We start from the raw sequence: 17,390 nt of genomic DNA, 5'->3' as shown, positions 1-17,390 counted from the left end.
CCTGCGGGAGGTGATGAACTTCTACGGGCAAGGAGCAGCGCACATGTTCAATTGGGTCAAAACCGCGATGTTGATGGCCGCGATCACGGCCCTTTTCATCGTGATCGGCGGCATGATCGGGGGCCAGCGCGGCATGATGCTGGCGCTTCTGGTCGCGCTTGGCATGAACTTCTTTTCGTACTGGTTCTCCGACAAGATGGTTCTGCGCATGTACAACGCGCAGGAAGTCGATGAGACCACGGCGCCGCAGTTCTACCGGATGGTGCGCGACCTCGCCACGCGCGCCGGCCTGCCCATGCCCCGCGTGTACCTGATCGACGAAGCTGCACCGAACGCGTTCGCCACCGGCCGCAATCCCGAGCACGCTGCGGTCGCGGCGACCACGGGCATTCTGCGAGTGCTCTCCGAACGTGAAATGCGGGGAGTGATGGCGCACGAACTTGCTCACGTGAAGCACCGCGACATCCTGATCTCCACGATTTCGGCCACGATGGCGGGCGCCATCTCCGCGCTCGCGAATTTCGCGATGTTCTTCGGTGGCCGTGACGAGAACGGTCGGCCGGCAAACCCTATCGCGGGTATCGCCGTTGCATTGCTTGCACCGATTGCGGCCGGCCTTATCCAGATGGCCATTTCTCGCGCCCGTGAGTTCGAGGCCGACCGCGGCGGCGCGCAGATTTCGGGCGATCCGCAGGCGCTGGCTGTTGCGCTCGACAAGATTCATCGCTATGCGAGCGGCGTTCCGTTTGCCGCAGCCGAAGAGCATCCGGCCACGGCGCAAATGATGATCGTGAATCCGCTGCACGCCGGTGGTATCGCGAACCTCTTCTCGACGCACCCCTCCACCGAAGAGCGCATCGCGCGCCTTATGGAGATGGCGCGAACGGGCCGCTTCGACTAACCGGCAAGGGCGCCCCTGACGGCGCCCGTTATCGCGCGCCGGGCGCTTCCCACTCACGCCGGCCGCCTCAACAAAGAACGAGTGGCGCGTCACGTTACAATGCACCGTTTGCACACCGTGCACTGCGTGGCCGCCCTCGTTTTTCATGACATCCAAACCTTCCCGGCGTCCCCCCGCTGATCACAAGGCGCGTTCGCGTCCTTCAAGACCCACGCAATCGGGCCAGGGCCATCCGGCACGCCGCGCGCACGCGCCGCAATCCGGTCGGTCCCCGCAACATCGCGAGCCGCGTCTGTCCGCTCTGCACCTCGCTCCCGATTCGTTGGGTTTCGCACTCGACTGCGCCGCCCAGGCCGTGACCGCAGTACGTGGCGGCGCGGCACTTCCTGCCGCGCTTGCCGCCGTATCCGGATCGCTTCCCGCTTCCGCAGTCGGCCTCGCGCGCGGCGCGACGCAAGACATCGCCTATCGCACCATGCGGTGCCTCGCGACAGTCGATCGCGTGATCGCGTTGCGCGTCCACAAGGCGCCGCCCGCACACGTCACGAACATGCTGGCGTGCGCGCTGGCGCTGCTCTGCGACGAAAACGAGCCGCCTTCGTACGCCACCTTCACCGTCGTAGACCAGGCCGTGAATGCAGTCGGCGCGCGCCGCGAAGTCAACTTTGCGAAGGGGCTCGTGAATGCCGTGCTGCGCGGGTTCCTGCGTGAGCGCGACACGCTGCTCGCGCAGGTGCGTCAGGACGAAGTCGCACGCTGGAACTATCCGCAATGGTGGATCGATGCCACGCGCCGCGCGTGGCCCGACGCGTGGCAAGACATTCTCGCGGCCGGCAATGACCACGGCCCGCTCACGTTGCGCGTGAACGCACGCCGCTCGAACGTGGCGGATTATCTGGCCCTGCTGCGCGAGCAGCACATCGACGCGACGCAATCCGGCGAGCAGGCGGTGACGCTCGCCGTGCCTACGCCAGTCGATCGCATTCCCGGCTTTGCGAGCGGCGTCGTCTCCGTGCAGGATGCCGGCGCCCAACTGGCCGCGCGTTCGCTCGACGTGCGCGACGGCATGCGCGTGCTCGATGCCTGTGCGGCGCCTGGCGGCAAGACCGGTCATCTGCTGGAACTCGCTGACATCGACCTCGTTGCGCTCGAAAGTGACCCTGCCCGCGCGCCCCGTATCGCGGAAAACCTGCAACGCCTGGGGCTCGATGCCGACATTCGCGTGGGCGATGCCGGCGAGCCGTCGCAATGGCACGACGGCCAGCCGTTCGATCGCATTCTCGCCGACGTGCCGTGCTCCGCTTCGGGCATCGTGCGGCGGCATCCCGACATTCGGTGGCTGCGCCGCGCCTCGGACATCGAGGCCCTCGTCGCCGAACAACGCCGCATTTTGCAAGCGCTGTGGCCGCTCGTGAAAACGGGCGGCGAGCTGCTCTACGTCACCTGCTCGATCTTTCCCGAGGAGGGCGAGCTGCAGGCACGCTGGTTTGAAAGCTTCCACCAGGATGCGGTACGATTGGACGCGCCCGGGCAGCTGCTGCCCACCGCTCATCGCGCGTCCGCAGAGGCGCGGGGCGGTTCCGGCGCCGCCGCAGAGGCCAGCCGCGCCGCCGCGGTTTCAGAGCACAACGCGAATCACGACGGATTCTTCTACGCGCGCTTTCAGAAACGGTGACCATCAAACGCTTCTTTCCGCTCCGGCTCGCGGTCGTGCTGTGGATCACGCTGACCGTCTGCCTGACCGCAGCCGGGCCCGCGCGCGCCGATCAGATCGCCGTCCAGCGTGCGTCGCTTCAGGCGGACAACAACGGCTGGAGCCTCGACGCGCGTTTCGATTTCGAGCTCAACAGCAGCCTCGAAGATGCCGTCAACAAGGGCATTCCGCTCTACTTCACAACCGATTTCGAGCTGAGCCGGCCGCGCTGGTACTGGTTCGACGAGCAGCCGGTGAGCGTCTCGCAGAGCATCCGCCTGTCGTTTCAGCCGCTCACGCGCGAATACCGCGTGTCGAGCGGCGGCCTGCAACTCGGTTTTTCGTCGCTGAAGGAGGCGCTTGCGGTGATCAAGCACGTTACGTCGTGGCACGTGATCGACCGCAATCAGGTCCACGCGGACGAGACCTACAACGCGTCCGTGCGCATGCAGCTCGATATTGCGTTGATGCCCAAGCCGTTTCAGATCGACGCGGTGAACAACCGCGACTGGAATCTCGCTTCCGACTGGAAGCGCTTCACTTTCACGGTGAGCGATCGTGCTAAATAGAGTGCGCCGCGCCACCAGTGTCAGTAGCGTCGTCGTCAGGCTGCTTGTCCTGACGGTCGCCGTCACGGCCGTTTTGCTGCTCGTGCTGCTTGCGGCGGCGAGCGCCAACACCGAATTCTTCGACCGATACTACTCGTGGCTCTACGCGGCCAACATCGCCGTCGCGCTGATCTTCATGCTCGTGGTGACGGCCCTCGTGGTCGTGATCGTGTCGCGGCTCAGGAAGGGCAAGTTCGGCACGCGGCTGCTCGCCAAGCTGGCGTTCTTTTTCGCGCTGGTGGGCGTCGTGCCGGGCGGCATCATCTACGTGGTGTCGTATCAGTTCGTTTCGCGCAGCATCGAGTCGTGGTTCGACGTCAATGTCGAAACCGCGCTCACGTCGGGCCTCAACCTCGGGCGCGGCATGCTCGACGCGTCGCTCTCGGATCTGCAGACGAAGGGCCGTCTCATGGCCGAGCAGCTTGCGAGCGCCGACGCGGCCGGCACCACGCTCACGCTGCTGCGTCTGCGTGACCAGTTCAGCGTGCAGGACGCGACCATCGTCGAGCCCGTGCGCAGCATGTCGGGCGCCACGCCCGAGATGCACGTGGTGGCACAGGCGTCGGGCAATCTCTCGTCGCTCGTGCCCACCGATCTGCCCACGCCGCTGATGATCGACCAGGCGCGCGGCCGCGGCTTCGCTGCGATCGAAGGCGAAGTGGACGGCGATCCGCGCGAGCACGGCAGCAAGGGCGCGTTGCGACTGCGCGTGGTTCAGCGCATTCCGGACACCAACGCGTCGCTGCTGCAGCCCACCGAACGCTTCCTGCAACTCACGCAGCCGGTCCCGCCCACGCTCGCGCGCAACGCGGATGCCGTGCAGCGCGCCTACCGCGAATATCAGGAGAAGGCGCTCGGCCGGACGGGCTTGCGCAAGATGTATATCGGCACGCTCACGCTCGCGCTCTTCCTCGCCACCTTCATCGCGATGATGATTGCGCTTGCGCTCGGCAACCAGCTTGCGCGTCCGCTCTTCCTGCTCGCGCAAGGCACGAAGGAAGTGACCGAAGGCGACTACACGCCCAAGCGCGAGGTCAAGTCGCGCGACGAGCTGGGCTTCCTCACGCAGTCGTTCAACGCGATGACGCGGCAGCTTTCCGAAGCGCGCGCCGCGGTGGAAAAGAACCGCATAGCGCTCGAGCATTCGAAGGCGTATCTCGAAAGCATTCTCGCCAACCTGACGGCGGGCGTGTTCGTGTTCGACCGGCAGTTCCGCCTGACCACGGCGAATCCCGGCGCCGAGCGTATCTTCCGCCAGCCGTTCCAGGCGATGCTGGGCTCTTCGCTCGAGCGCATCGGCGTGCTGGCCGAGTTCGGCGCGATGGTGCGCAAGGCCTTTGCCGATCGCGAAGCGGCCGGCGACGGCCACGCCGATCGCGGACACTGGCAGCAGCAGTTTTCGGTGCAGGTGCCGGGCGAGACCGATCCGCTCACGCTGCTCGTGCGCGGCGCACGGCTCGTGTCCGAAACGGCGGCCGGCGACGCGATCGACGCCAATGGCAACGTGCAGACGGCAGGCTACGTGGTGGTGTTCGACGACATCTCCGACGTGATTTCCGCGCAGCGTTCCGTCGCCTGGGGCGAAGTGGCGCGGCGTCTTGCGCACGAGATCAAGAATCCGCTTACGCCCATCCAGCTTTCGGCCGAGCGCCTGCAGATGAAGCTCTCCGACAAGCTCGCGCCCGCCGACGCCGACGTGCTCAAGCGCGGCGCCACGACCATCGTCAATCAGGTCGCGGCGATGAAGCAGATGGTCGACAACTTCCGCGACTACGCCCGCACGCCGCCCGCCGTGCTCGCGAACCTCCAGCTCAACGATTTGGTGAGCGAAGTGCTGACGCTCTACGGCATCGAGGAAGGCAAGAGCGCGATTCACGTCGAGCTTGCCGCGCTGCCCGTGATTCGCGGCGACGCGACGCAGCTGCGCCAGGTGATCCATAACCTGCTGCAGAATGCACAGGACGCGGTGGCGGACGTCGAGCAGCCGCGTGTGCTGCTCGAAACGAGAACAGTAGAATATGGCGATCCCGACGCCGAAGGTAAGACGCGCGTCGCGGTGCGCCTGACCGTTTCCGACAACGGGCCCGGCTTTCCCGCGCGCATCCTGACGCGCGCATTCGAACCTTACGTGACGACCAAGGCCAAAGGGACAGGGCTGGGACTCGCGATGGTCAAGAAGATCGTCGACGAACACGGCGCGCGCATCGACATTCGCAACCGGCTGAGAGCGGGCGACGTGGTCGAGGGCGCCCAGATTTCGATTCTCTTTCTCCAGCTCGCGGACGATGCCGCCGCCCCCAGCACAGGGGAGAAGACGGCCCGCGCGGCCTCACAGGGAACGACAAAAGCAACAGTGCAGACAAGGGCAGCTTAAATGGCAACCATCCTGGTGGTAGATGACGAAATGGGTATCCGGGAATTGCTCTCGGAGATCCTGAGCGACGAGGGACACGTCGTCGAGGTGGCGGAAAACGCACAGGAAGCGCGCGACTTTCGCCTGCGTCAGGCGCCCGATCTCGTGCTGCTCGACATCTGGATGCCGGACACCGATGGCGTCACGCTGTTGAAGGAGTGGGCGGCCCAGGGGCAGCTCACCATGCCGGTGATCATGATGTCGGGGCACGCGACCATCGACACCGCCGTCGAGGCCACGAAGATCGGCGCGCTTAATTTCCTCGAAAAGCCGATCGCGCTGCAAAAGCTGCTGAAGGCGGTGGAGCAGGGACTTGCGCGCGGCACGGCGGCGCCGGTAGCGGCGGGCGCGGCGGCCAAGCCGCCTGCGTCGGCGGGAACGACGGCGATTGCGTCGGCTGCGGCGCTACCCATTCTCTCCGCGGACGGCGTGACGACCGGTGCGGCCGCGCTGCAAACCGCCTCGATTTCGTTCGACATTCCGCTGCGCGATGCGCGCGACGCCTTCGAGCGCGCGTATTTCGAGTACCACCTTGCGCGCGAGAACGGCAGCATGACGCGCGTGGCGGAAAAAACCGGCCTCGAACGCACGCACCTGTACCGTAAGCTCAAGCAGCTGGGCGTCGACCTCGGCAAGAACAAGGGGGAATGAACGGCGCGATGTGCGTCGGGCGGCTCGAAGCCTGGCAGCAGTGGGCCCGGAAATTTTCGGACGAGGGCTTGAGGTGCGCGTAGTGCTTTGCTATACTCTCGCTTCTTCGTTGGCCCGGTAGCTCAGTTGGTAGAGCAGCGGATTGAAAATCCGCGTGTCGGTGGTTCGATTCCGCCCCAGGCCACCAGAATTAAGTAAGCCCCAGGAAATCGTCAGATTCCTGGGGCTTTCGTTTTGGCCAGTGTCCAGGCGGGTAGGCCCGGCCGGCTCGCCGGTGGCGGTATGGGGCGCGTGATAATATAACGCGCTACATCGCGACCGAAGCAGCAAGACGGAAGCGCCAATCGCCATGCGTCGATTGCCCCGTTCGCGAGTTCCGATCAAGGCCCGCCGTTCCAGCAACGGCACGAGTGTGCAGCAGGCCGAACCCGCTGTCCGGCCCGTGCGCCGGGGCGACAGATTCTGACGATTGGCGGTATAAGCGCGTGCGCGCCCTGCAGCAGATGGCGCGACCTATACTGCCCGGGCCGCGGCACTGCCGCTTCGCGCTGCTTCGTCGCACGTAGGGTGCACACGAGGCGAGCGCGGCGCCCCCACTCAATACACGGAGCTTCACGGTGACTCGAACAGACGCTAAAAACAGCGCGCTTGTGCTGTTTTCGGGCGGCCAGGACTCGGCCACTTGCCTTGCATGGGCGCTCGACCGCTTTGAGACGGTAGAAACGCTGGGCTTCGACTACGGCCAGCGGCACCGCATCGAACTGGAGTGCCGCGAGAGCTTCCGCAACGCGATTGCCCAGCAGTTTCCGGCTTGGGGCGCTCGCCTGGGCGACGATCACATGATCGACCTCTCGGTGCTCGGCGCGATCAGCGAAACGGCGATGACGCGCGAGATCGAGATCGAAGCCTCCGCGAACGGGCTGCCGAACACGTTCGTGCCGGGCCGCAACCTCATGTTCATGACGATCGCGGCGGCGATTGCGTACCGGCGTGGATTGCAGGTGCTGGTCGGCGGAATGTGCGAAACGGATTTCTCGGGCTACCCGGATTGCCGCGACGACACCATGAAGGCGTTGCAGGTGGCGCTCAATCTCGGCATGGACAGCCGCTTCGTGCTGGAAACGCCGCTCATGTGGCTCGACAAGGCCGATACGTGGCGGCTTGCGCATGAGCTGGGCGGCGATGCGCTCGTGGAACTGATTCGCGTGGAAACGCACACGTGCTACGTCGGCGAACGGGCGGAACTGCATAGCTGGGGCTTTGGCTGCGGCGAATGCCCGGCATGCCGGCTGCGCAAACGCGGATACGAGGCGTGGCTCGCCGGCGAGAAGGTGACTTCGCCCGTGTGAGCCTGTGCCGCACACGCAGCGGCGACGCAAATCGAAGGCGTGATCCCACGCCAGGACGAACACAGACAGAAAGCAGCATGACGTACGCGGTCAAGGAAATCTTCTATACGTTGCAGGGCGAGGGCGCGAACGCCGGCCGTCCGGCCGTGTTCTGCCGGTTCGCCGGCTGCAACCTGTGGTCCGGCCGCGAGGAGGATCGCAGCGAAGCCGTGTGCCGTTTCTGCGATACCGACTTCGTTGGCACCGACGGCGAGAACGGCGGCAAGTATCGCGACGCCGCCGACCTCGTCGCGAAAATCGCGTCGCTGTGGCCCGCAGGCGAAGCGCACCGCTTCGTCGTCTGCACGGGCGGCGAGCCGATGCTGCAGATCGACCCGCCGTTCGTCGATGCGCTGCACGAAGCGGGCTTTGAGATCGCCATCGAAACGAACGGCTCGCTGCCGGTGCTCGAGACGATCGACTGGATCTGCGTGAGCCCGAAGGCCGACGCGCCGCTCGTCGTGACGAAGGGCAACGAGCTGAAGGTTGTCGTGCCGCAGGACAACCAGCGCCTCGCCGACTACGAGAAGCTCGATTTCGATTACTTTCTCGTGCAGCCCATGGACGGCCCTTCGCGCGACATCAACACGAAGCTCGCCATCGACTGGTGCAAACGGCATCCGCGCTGGCGGCTGTCCATGCAGACTCACAAGTACCTGAACATTCCCTGATCCGCCGTGCTGACGATTACCCGAAAACTCGAATTCGATGCGGGCCACCGCATTCCCGACCACCGCAGCCAGTGCCGCAATCTGCACGGCCATCGCTATGTGCTCGAAATCACGCTGCAGGGCGATCTGGTGGAGACGGAAGGCGCGCCGGATCGCGGCATGGTGATGGACTTCGCGGACGTGAAGGCGCTCGCGAACCAGCATCTGGTGGACCGCTGGGACCATGCGTTCCTCGTCTTCGAGGGCGACACGCAGGTGCGCGGTTTCCTCGACTCGCTGCCCGGCCACAAGACCGTGGTGCTGGACCGCATTCCCACGGTCGAAAACCTCGCGGCCATCGCGTTCGACATCCTGTCGAACGTCTACGACGCCCACTACGGCGTGAATCTGCGTCTGGCGCGCGTGCGTCTCTACGAAACGCCGAATTGCTGGGCGGAAGTGACCCGCGACTAGTCAGCGCCGGCGAGCGAGGCCCACGATTCGGGCCTCCGGCGGGAGCTGACCCGCCCCGACGCGTGCCCGTTATTGTCACGGTATGATCGCTCCACAATCACATGGAGCGAGACGTGCCGGCCGCAATTTCCCAAGGCGTTCAGCCACACGCGCACACGCGCGACACGCGTCCATGCGGCGCGCGCAGCCTGGCTGAACGGCATCCGCCAGCCGGCGCCGTCGCTCTTTCGCAAGGAGCGCGGCGATGAGCACCTTCACGAATCCCCTCAAAGAGCGGCTCAAGGAGGCCGGGCCGCTGTACGGTCTGTGGCTTTCCATGGGCAGTGAAACGGCAGCCGAGGCGCTCGCGCACGCGGGCTTCGACTGGCTGCTGATCGACATGGAACACACGCCCAACGACAGCGTCGACGTGACCGCCCAGCTGCGGGCGATCGCCGCGGCACATCTGCCGAGCGAACCGGTGGTGCGCCTGCCGGCCAACGAGCCGTGGCTCGTCAAGCGCGTACTGGATGTCGGCGCGCGCACCGTGATGTTCCCGAACGTCGAATCGGCCGACCAGGCGGCGCATGCCGTTCGGCTCACGCAGTATCCGTCGCAGAGCACGCCCGATGGTCTGCGCGGTGTGGCTGGCGTCGTGCGCGCGGCGGCCTATGGCATGCGGCGCGACTATCTTCAGACGGCCAACGCGCAGATCGCGACCATCGTGCAGATCGAGTCGGCGCAGGGCTTGCAAGAGGTGGAACGCATTGCGGCCACGCCGGGCGTGGACTGCGTGTTCGTCGGACCGGCGGATCTGGCTGCGAGCCTTGGCCATCTGGGCGACTCGAAGCATCCCGATGTGCAGGCCGCCATGGCGAAGGTGGTTGCAGCGGCGCGTGCCGCGGGTATCGCGGCGGGCATTTTTGCACTGGACGTGGCCAGTGCGCGTCAGTACCGCGAAGCGGGCTTCAACTTCATCGCGCTCGCTGCGGACGTCATGTGGATGTTGCGGGCAACGCGCCAGGCGTTGCAGGAGGTACGGTCATGAAAACGCGTCGGCTAATCGCTGCGCTCGCGGCGGCGGGCGGGCTCTTTATGGGTGGCCCAGCCTTGGCGCTCGCGCAGCAGCAAGGTGGCGGCAAGAGCGATCCCCAGACTGAATCGGCGGTGGCCGACTACAACGCCGGAAACGTCGGCGCGGCGCTTGTGGAATTCCGTCAGGCGGCGCAGCGCGGCAACCGGCTCGCCGAATTCAATTACGCGATGATGCTGCTCAACGGCGAGGGCACGGCCGCCAACGTCGACGAGGGCAAGAAGTGGCTGCGCAAGGCCGCGGACGCCAACATGTCGCACGCGCAGTATGTCTACGGGAAGATGTACGACGACGGCGACTTCGTCGGCCGCGATCCGGCTGAGGCGCATCAGTGGTTTCTGAAGGCGGCGCAACAGGGCCATGTGCAGGCGGAACTCGCGCTCGCCAATCAGTTCCTGGACGGTCGCGGCACCTCGCGCGACAACCGCCAGGCGTTCTACTGGTACAAGAAGGCCGCCGAGGGCGGCGACATGACCGCGCAATACGTGGCCGGCTCCTTTTACGAACGTGGCGGCGACGGCGTGGCAAAGAACCTGAACGTGGCGCGCGCCTATTACGCGGCGGCTGCGGCGCAGGGCGATCCGGCGGCGCGCCTCAAGTACCAGCAGTTGAGTGCGCAGATTCAGAAGGCCGCGCCGACGCAATAAGAAATCAGCCGTGCGCTGCGTTGCGGCACCGCGCGGGCCGCAACCGCGCAGCGCTACCTAGCTCTGCATCAGCCGTTTTTGCCGCGCGACGCTCATGATGAGTCCGATCGCGATGCCGAGTGTCGTGAGCGCGGTGCCGCCGTAGCTCATGAAGGGCAGCGGCACGCCGACCACCGGCAGGATGCCGCTCACCATGCCGATGTTGACGAACGCGTAGGTGAAGAACGCCATCGTCAGCGACCCCGCCAGCAGTCGCCCGAACAGCGTTGCCCCATTGGCAGCGATGTAGAGCCCGCGCGCAATGAGCGCCATGTAGAGGGTGAGCAGCACGATGCCGCCCATCAGCCCGAATTCCTCGGAAAAGACGGCGAAGATGAAGTCGGTATGCTTTTCGGGGATGAACTCCAGATGCGCCTGCGTGCCCTTGAGCCAGCCCTTGCCGAGCGGTCCGCCCGAGCCGATCGCGATCACCGCCTGAATAGTGTGAAAGCCTTTACCGAGCGGGTCTGACGTGGGGTCGAGCAGCGTGCAGATGCGGTGCTTCTGGTAGTCGTGCATCAAGGGCCAGTTGACCTCGGGCTGGCAGATGCGATCCTGGAAGACCGCAATCGACCCCACCGCAATCACGCCCGCAATCAGCACGGGCACGATCAGCTTGAAGCTGAGCCCCGCGAAATAGATCACGAAAAAGCCCGCAGCGAACACGAGCACCGCGGTGCCCAGGTCAGGCTGCTTGGCGATCAGCGCGACCGGCAGCCCGAGAATCACGAAGCCCACCACGTAGTCGTACCAGCGGATCACGCCCTCGCGACGCTGGAAGTACCAGGCCAGCATGAGCGGAACGGCGATCTTGAGAATCTCCGACGGCTGGATCACCACGCCGACGTTGATCCAGCGCTTCGCGCCCTTGCGCGTGAGACCGAACATCGCGACCCCGACCAGCAGCGCGATGCCCACGGTGTAAAGCGGCACCGCGAAGCGCATCAGCGTAGTGGGGGGCACATTGGCGAGCGCCCACATCAGCACGAAGGTCAACAGGATGTTGCGAAGCTGGTCTTCCACGCGGCCCGGCACGTCCAGACTCGCGCTGTACAGCGTGACGATGCCCACGCACAGCAGCAGGAAGACAGTAAGCGCGAGCGGACGGTCGAAGCCCGCGAACATCCGCTTGATGCGGTCGAGCACGGCGTGCTTGTCGATTTGCATGAACTGCATGCTGCTCTCCTTACTCGTCGATGCCGCCGGTGGCGGGCGCGGGTGGCACGACGGTGTGGTCTGCTGCGTCGCCGCCGGTCTCGCGGCCAGGCGGCGGTGCGAGCACGGCGGAGGCGGTGTCGCCTGCGCCGCGGCGCGAGGGGCGCGGTCCGGTGCGGCGCGGTGCTTCGGCCCGGGTGGCCGGGGCCTGCGTGTCTTGCGCCGACGCCGCGCCCGGGGTACTCGCCCCGCGAGGTACAACTGGGCGGGCGGTGGGCATGGCTGTCCCCGCGCGCGGCACGGCACCTGGCGACGCTGTAGCGGGTGAGGAAATAGCGGGCGACGCAACTGACGCCGTGCCGGAAGCTGTAGCCGAAGATGCGCCCAAAGCAGCGGACGACGCACCGACCGCCCCCGACGCGCCCAGCGCCTCAGACGCCGCTTTTTCCTGCGCGGTCACCGGCATCGGCAGCGCCTTGAAGCCGGGCGCGATAGCGATGGGCCCAACGGCGCCCACCGCCGACGTCGCCGTATCCCCAATCGCGGGTGCCGAGCTTTCCTGTGCCGCGGACGCCGCCGCGGCCACCTCGGCGGCTTGCATGCCGGGTTTCTTGCGGTCCACCAGGTAGTAGTCCATGACGCGGCGGGCAATCGGCGCGGCCGATTCCGCGCCCCAGCCGCCGTTTTCCACGACCAGCGCGAGCGCGATCTTCGGATGGTCCACCGGCGCGAACGCGATGAAGAGCGCGTGGTCGCGCAGCTTTTCGGAAAGCCCGTGCGCCCGATAGTTGCTGCCCTGGAGCGAGAACACCTGCGCCGTGCCCGTCTTGCCGGCCGACTCGTACGGCGCGTTCGCGAAGACTTTGTACGCCGTGCCGGACGGATTCATCATCACGTTTTCCATGCCGCGCTTCACGACGTCGATGTCCGACTGCTTCACGTCGATGCGCCCGCTTTCGTGCGGCACGGTGAGATGTGTGTCGTGCGTGATGGGGTTTTCGATTTCCTTCACGAGGTGGGGCTTCATTACCACGCCGTTGTCGGCGAGCGTGGCGACCGCGTGCGCGAGTTGCAGGATCGTGAACGAGTTGTAGCCCTGCCCGATGCCGAGGCTGATCGTTTCACCCTCGTACCAGCGCTGCATTTCCGGCTTGCGGTACGCCTTTCGCTTCCACTCGGTGGAGGGCAGGATGCCGCGCGCTTCGCCCGGAATATCGATACCCGTGATCTGGCCGAAGCCCCACGGCTTCATGAAGTCGGCGATCGCGTTGACGCCCAGGTCGTGCGCGACCATGTAGAAATAGGTGTCGTTCGACACCATGATGGCGCGGTTCATGTCCACCCAGCCCTGGCCGCTGCGCACGTCGTTGCGGAACGTGTGGTTGCCGAACGTGTAGTAGCCGGGATCCTGGAAGCCCCACTGCGGCGTGCGTTTGTGCAGCGTGAGCGCGGCGAGCGCCATGAACGGCTTGTACGTGGAGCCGGGCGGATAGGTGCCGTGCAGTGGACGGTTCAGGAGCGGGTGGTCCGGCGAGTTGTTGAGTTCGTCCCAGGTCTGCTGGTCGATGCCGTCCACGAAAGAGTTCGGATCGAAGCTCGGCGCCGAGACGAACGCGAGCACATCACCCGTGGAAGGCTCGATGGCCACCAGCGCGCCGCGTTTGCCCGCGAACGCTTGCTCGGCCACTTCCTGCAGCCCGATGTCGAGCGAGAGCACGAGGTTGTTGCCCGGCGTCGCCTGCGTGCGCGAGAGCGTGCGCACAGGCCGCCCGCCCGCCGTCACCTCGACTTCCTCGAAGCCTGTCAGCCCATGCAGTTCGGTTTCGTAGCTCTCTTCGACGCCGATCTTGCCGATGTAGTCCGTGCCCTTGTAGTTGTTCGCGTCAAGGCGCGGGTCGTAGTGCTCGGGGTCGCCGTTGTTCTGCTCGCTCTGGTCGTCGATGCGCTCCTGGTCGCGCTGCGAGATCCGGCCGATGTAGCCGATCACGTGCGCCGCCGTGGGGCCGAGCGGATATTGGCGGAACAGGCGCGCGCGCACTTCGACGCCCGGAAAGCGGAAGCGCTGCGCGGTGAAGCGCGCCACTTCCTCGTCGGTGAGGCGCGTGCGGATGGGCAGGCTTTCGAAGTGCTTCGAGTCTTCCAGCAGCTTCTTGAAGCGGCGCCGGTCGCGCGCGTCGATCGTGATGACCGTGGAGAGCTGGTCGATCACGTTGTCCAGCGTGTCGTTGAGCTTGGATGGTGTGATTTCGAGCGTGTACGCCGAGTAGTTCTTCGCGAGCACCACGCCGTTGCGGTCGGTGATGATGCCGCGGTTCGGCACGATGGGCGCAACCGAAATGCGGTTCTCGTCGGCCTGCAGCGAATACTTGCTGTGGTGCCAGACCTGCAGGTACAGGAACCGCAGCACGATGAGCCCGAAACAGACGAACACGAACAGGCCCGCCGCCGTCACGCGCAGGCGGAACCTGAAGAGTTGCTGCTGGGTGTCCTTGAATTCGGTCATGCGTAAACCAAAGGGCCGCGCGGGAGGAGATCGCGACCCAGAAAGCGGTGTGGCCTGCCTAGATGGGCCGCGTGTCGTCCGGGTCTACCGGACGGCGCTGCGGCATCAGCAGCAGGATGCTGGCGAGCGGCCACAGCGCGGCTTCCACGAAGCCGTCGATCAAATAGCCCCAGCCGGGAAAGGCCGCGCCCATCAACAGGCGAATGATGAATGGCACCACCTGCGCGCCGACGAGGAGCGGCATTACGGCGAGCATCTGCCAGAGCGGCGAGACCCACAGCACGCGGCGATGAATCGTGATCGCGCCGTACGAGAGCAACGTGTAGGCGAGCGCGTGCTCGCCGAGCAGGCTCGCATTGTGCACGTCCATGAGCAGGCCGAGCAGGAATGCGGTGCCCATGCCCACCTTGCGGGGCTGGTGCACGTTCCAGAACAGCAGCACGAGCGCGACGAAGTCGGGCACGCCGATCAGCTTGCCCCACGGCATCAGGTTCAGCAGGAACGCCGCGGCGAGGCTGAAGACGATGAAGTACGGATTGACCGGCTGCAGGATGTATTGGGGGCGGTTCATGGCTTGCTCCCCTGCGCCGCGCGCGGCTGGCTGGCCGCACGGGCCGTGGCCGGCTTGCCGGCGGCAGCGGCGGGTGCTTTTGCTTCGGCGGCTTTCGGTTTCGTTTCGGCGGGCGGTGCTTTTGCGTCTGCTGCCTTGCCCGTGGTGGCGGCTTTGCTGTCCGGCTTTTCGGTGCCCTTATCGGCGCCCTTGGACGCGCCCTTATCGGTACCCTTGGCGCCTTTCTTCGCCTTCGCATCTTTTGCTGCGGACGCCGGCTCGGGTTCCGCGGGACGTGGCGGCGCGTCGGTCTGATAGCGCAGCACGAGCATCTGGCGCGCGCCGCGCACGGCGGCCACCGGCACGCAGATCACGCGGGCAAACGCGGTGTCGGCCTGCTTGTCCACGCGGATCACCCTGGCGACCGGCAGCCCTGGCGGATAGACGCCGTCGAGCCCGCTCGTCACGAGTTCGTCGCCGACCACCACGTCTGCGCTGATGGGCACGAAACGCAGATCGAGCGCGTCGCCCTTCGGCGTGCCGTAGATCACGCTGCGCAAGCCAGTGCGCAGCACCTGCACGGGCACGGCCTGGTCCTTGTCGGTGAGCAGCGAGACTTCGGATTGCAGCGGGAATACGCGGGTCACCTGGCCCACCACGCCGTCTTCGCTGACGACGGGTGCGCCGTTGTGAATGCCTTGCTGCGAGCCGCTGCCGATCACGATCTTCTGCGTGAACGGATCGGCAGTGTCGTACTGGATTTCGACCGGGATCGACTGCGTGCTGGCGTGCTGCGAAAGCTGTAGCAGCGCGCGCAGGTGCGCGTTTTCCACGCTGAGCGAGGCGGCAAGATTGGCCTCTTGCGCGAGCTTCAGATTCTTCGCGTGGAGCTGGGTGTTTTCGCTGCGTAATTGCGAACTGGTGACGGCGAGATCCGCCGCGCCCATGAAGAGGTCGCGCGGCACGAGCGCTGCGCGCTGCAGCGGATAAAGGCCCGCACCAAGAATGCCGCGCACGATTTCCAGCGTGTTGAACCGCGCGTCGGAGACGAGCAGCACGAGCGAAAGTACGACGAAAAAGATCAGCCGTACGAGAGCCGACGGGCCTTGCTTGAAGAGGGGCGGCGGACTGTATTCCATGGTCGGCGCCGGGGGCGTGAGCGGTTGGGCGTAACAGCGGCGCTGAAGTGCGCCATCAGCGGGCGGCGGCCCGGGGAACCCGGACGAGCCGCGCCGCTGGCATCAGACAGGAGCCCCGCTTCACTCGTACGAGAAGATGCTGCCGAGCTTGTCCATGCGCTCGAGGGCCATGCCCGAGCCGCGCACCACGCAGGTGAGCGGGTCTTCGGCCACGAGCACCGGCAGACCGGTTTCTTCGGCGAGCAGCCGGTCCAGGTCGCGCAGCAGGGCGCCGCCGCCCGTCAGCATCATGCCGCGCTCGGCGATGTCCGCGCCCAGTTCGGGCGGCGTCTGTTCGAGCGCGATCTTCACCGACGACACGATCTGGTTCAGCGGATCGGTGAGCGCCTCGAGAATTTCGTTGCTGGAGATGGTGAAGCTGCGCGGAATGCCTTCCGAGAGGTTGCGGCCCTTCACTTCCATTTCCTTGACTTCGGAGCCGGGGAAGGCCGAACCGATTTCCTTCTTGATGGCTTCGGCGGTCTGTTCGCCGATCAGCATGCCGTAGTTGCGGCGGATGTAGTTGACGATGGCTTCGTCGAACTTGTCGCCGCCCACGCGCACGGAGCCCTTGTAGACGATGCCGCCCAGCGAGATGACGCCCACTTCCGTGGTGCCGCCGCCAATGTCCACGACCATCGAGCCCGTGGCTTCCGACACCGGCAGGCCCGCGCCGATGGCAGCCGCCATCGGTTCTTCGATCAGGTAGACCTGCGAGGCGCCTGCACCGTGAGCCGCTTCCTTGATGGCGCGGCGTTCCACCTGGGTGGAACCGCACGGCACGCAGATGATGATGCGCGGCGACGGCGAGAACATGCGCGATTCGTGAGCCGTCTTGATGAACTGCTTGATCATCTGCTCGGTCACGGTGAAGTCGGCGATCACGCCGTCTTTCATCGGCCGGATGGCTTCGATGTTGCCCGGCACCTTGCCGAGCATCTGCTTGGCTTCGCGGCCCACTGCCTGGATCGTTTTCTTGCCGTTGGGACCGCCTTCCTGGCGGATGGAGACGACCGAGGGTTCGTCGAGGACGATTCCTTTACCACGCATGTAGATGAGCGTGTTGGCAGTGCCGAGGTCAATCGCCAGATCGTTGGAGAAGTAGCTGCGCAAAAAACCGAACATTCAAAATCCTGTCTCGCTGGGGCCGTGCCTCGCATCGCAAGGGTGGAGGGCGGCAGCGGATAATTAAACAGCTTCGCGTCGGCGGATGCGCCGCCATGGGGAGCACGAAGCTGCGGGGATGTCTACCGGAGGCTTGCCCGGCTTCCTGCGATCCCGCTGCGGTGTGACGCAGGTCGTTCGGGAAAGGGCGCAGGGCGGTCCGGGTTTGGGTCGAACGCGTAATGATACCTTATAATTTTGCCTGTTTTGCAGGATAAGGACGGTACTTTTTGCTGTCGCCGGCACGCCCTTTCGGGGCCGGTTCCTGCGTCGTAAGCCACTGTCGCGGCACCATTTTTTGGGC

At 65.6% G+C, this 17,390-nt stretch carries 15 protein-coding genes and 1 tRNA gene; 11 read left to right on the top strand and 5 right to left on the bottom strand.

Going from position 1 to position 17,390, the window contains the following annotated elements; all coding sequences use genetic code 11:
* The first annotated feature begins 43 nt into the window (after positions 1 to 43).
* The 11 genes from htpX (at position 44) to PKKP23_RS23290 (ending at position 10,497) form a co-directional block, all read left to right on the top strand.
* Positions 44 to 901: a zinc metalloprotease HtpX gene (htpX, locus tag PKKP23_RS23340; RefSeq protein ID WP_017772366.1), complete on the top strand. Its 858-nt coding sequence runs from the start codon at positions 44 to 46 to the stop codon at positions 899 to 901.
* A gap of 145 nt (positions 902 to 1,046) precedes the next feature.
* Entirely contained in the window at positions 1,047 to 2,576 is a 1,530-nt protein-coding gene (gene rsmB / locus PKKP23_RS23335) for a 16S rRNA (cytosine(967)-C(5))-methyltransferase RsmB (RefSeq protein ID WP_240659109.1), read from the top strand.
* The gene (locus PKKP23_RS23330; RefSeq protein ID WP_017772368.1) at positions 2,573 to 3,163 is read left to right on the top strand and encodes a DUF4390 domain-containing protein; all 591 of its coding nucleotides are present in this window, start codon (positions 2,573 to 2,575) and stop codon (positions 3,161 to 3,163) included. Before rsmB ends, PKKP23_RS23330 begins: the two co-directional genes overlap by 4 nt.
* Complete coding sequence (locus PKKP23_RS23325; RefSeq protein ID WP_126878596.1) at positions 3,153 to 5,576, top strand: sensor histidine kinase; 2,424 nt, start codon at positions 3,153 to 3,155, stop codon at positions 5,574 to 5,576. The genes PKKP23_RS23330 and PKKP23_RS23325 overlap by 11 nt, the downstream gene beginning before the upstream one ends.
* On the top strand, positions 5,577 to 6,266 hold the full coding sequence (gene esaR, locus PKKP23_RS23320) for a response regulator transcription factor EsaR (RefSeq protein WP_017772370.1): 690 nt from the start codon (positions 5,577 to 5,579) through the stop codon (positions 6,264 to 6,266).
* Between the two features lie 111 nt (positions 6,267 to 6,377).
* Positions 6,378 to 6,453, top strand: a tRNA-Phe gene (locus PKKP23_RS23315).
* 430 nt (positions 6,454 to 6,883) lie between these two features.
* Entirely contained in the window at positions 6,884 to 7,615 is a 732-nt protein-coding gene (gene queC / locus PKKP23_RS23310; protein ID WP_026120958.1) for a 7-cyano-7-deazaguanine synthase QueC, read from the top strand.
* Positions 7,616 to 7,692: 77 nt separating this feature from the next.
* On the top strand, positions 7,693 to 8,325 hold the full coding sequence (gene queE / locus PKKP23_RS23305; RefSeq protein WP_017772372.1) for a 7-carboxy-7-deazaguanine synthase: 633 nt from the start codon (positions 7,693 to 7,695) through the stop codon (positions 8,323 to 8,325).
* Between the two features lie 9 nt (positions 8,326 to 8,334).
* A complete protein-coding gene (gene queD, locus PKKP23_RS23300) occupies positions 8,335 to 8,778 on the top strand; it encodes a 6-carboxytetrahydropterin synthase QueD (protein WP_026120959.1) in 444 nt (147 codons plus the stop codon).
* Between the two features lie 244 nt (positions 8,779 to 9,022).
* Positions 9,023 to 9,805 carry an HpcH/HpaI aldolase family protein gene (locus PKKP23_RS23295; protein WP_126878595.1) on the top strand — a complete coding sequence of 261 codons (783 nt, stop codon included), beginning with the start codon at positions 9,023 to 9,025 and terminating at the stop codon, positions 9,803 to 9,805.
* A gap of 47 nt (positions 9,806 to 9,852) precedes the next feature.
* The gene (locus PKKP23_RS23290) at positions 9,853 to 10,497 is read left to right on the top strand and encodes a tetratricopeptide repeat protein (protein ID WP_240659115.1); all 645 of its coding nucleotides are present in this window, start codon (positions 9,853 to 9,855) and stop codon (positions 10,495 to 10,497) included.
* Between the two features lie 57 nt (positions 10,498 to 10,554).
* Here PKKP23_RS23290 and rodA read toward each other — a convergent pair whose 3' ends face one another.
* From rodA to PKKP23_RS23265, 5 genes are all read right to left on the bottom strand, one after another.
* Positions 10,555 to 11,703, bottom strand: coding sequence for a rod shape-determining protein RodA (rodA, locus tag PKKP23_RS23285; RefSeq protein ID WP_026120960.1), 1,149 nt, complete (start codon positions 11,701 to 11,703; stop codon positions 10,555 to 10,557).
* Between the two features lie 19 nt (positions 11,704 to 11,722).
* The gene (mrdA, locus tag PKKP23_RS23280) at positions 11,723 to 14,194 is read right to left on the bottom strand and encodes a penicillin-binding protein 2 (protein ID WP_126878593.1); all 2,472 of its coding nucleotides are present in this window, start codon (positions 14,192 to 14,194) and stop codon (positions 11,723 to 11,725) included.
* A gap of 58 nt (positions 14,195 to 14,252) precedes the next feature.
* Complete coding sequence (gene mreD / locus PKKP23_RS23275) at positions 14,253 to 14,765, bottom strand: rod shape-determining protein MreD (RefSeq protein WP_017772377.1); 513 nt, start codon at positions 14,763 to 14,765, stop codon at positions 14,253 to 14,255.
* Positions 14,762 to 15,883, bottom strand: a complete 1,122-nt coding sequence (gene mreC, locus PKKP23_RS23270; RefSeq protein ID WP_126878592.1) for a rod shape-determining protein MreC — start codon at positions 15,881 to 15,883, stop codon at positions 14,762 to 14,764. The genes mreD and mreC overlap by 4 nt, the downstream gene beginning before the upstream one ends.
* Before the next feature lie 120 nt (positions 15,884 to 16,003).
* A complete protein-coding gene (locus PKKP23_RS23265) occupies positions 16,004 to 17,047 on the bottom strand; it encodes a rod shape-determining protein (RefSeq protein ID WP_017772379.1) in 1,044 nt (347 codons plus the stop codon).
* Between the last annotated feature and the right edge of the window lie 343 nt (positions 17,048 to 17,390).

The organism is Paraburkholderia kururiensis JCM 10599 = LMG 19447 (assembly GCF_003986935.1).
Classification (GTDB): Bacteria; Pseudomonadota; Gammaproteobacteria; order Burkholderiales; family Burkholderiaceae; genus Paraburkholderia; species Paraburkholderia kururiensis.
The sequence above is the reverse complement of the archived record's forward strand: the minus strand, read 5'-3'. Positions and strand labels throughout refer to the sequence as shown.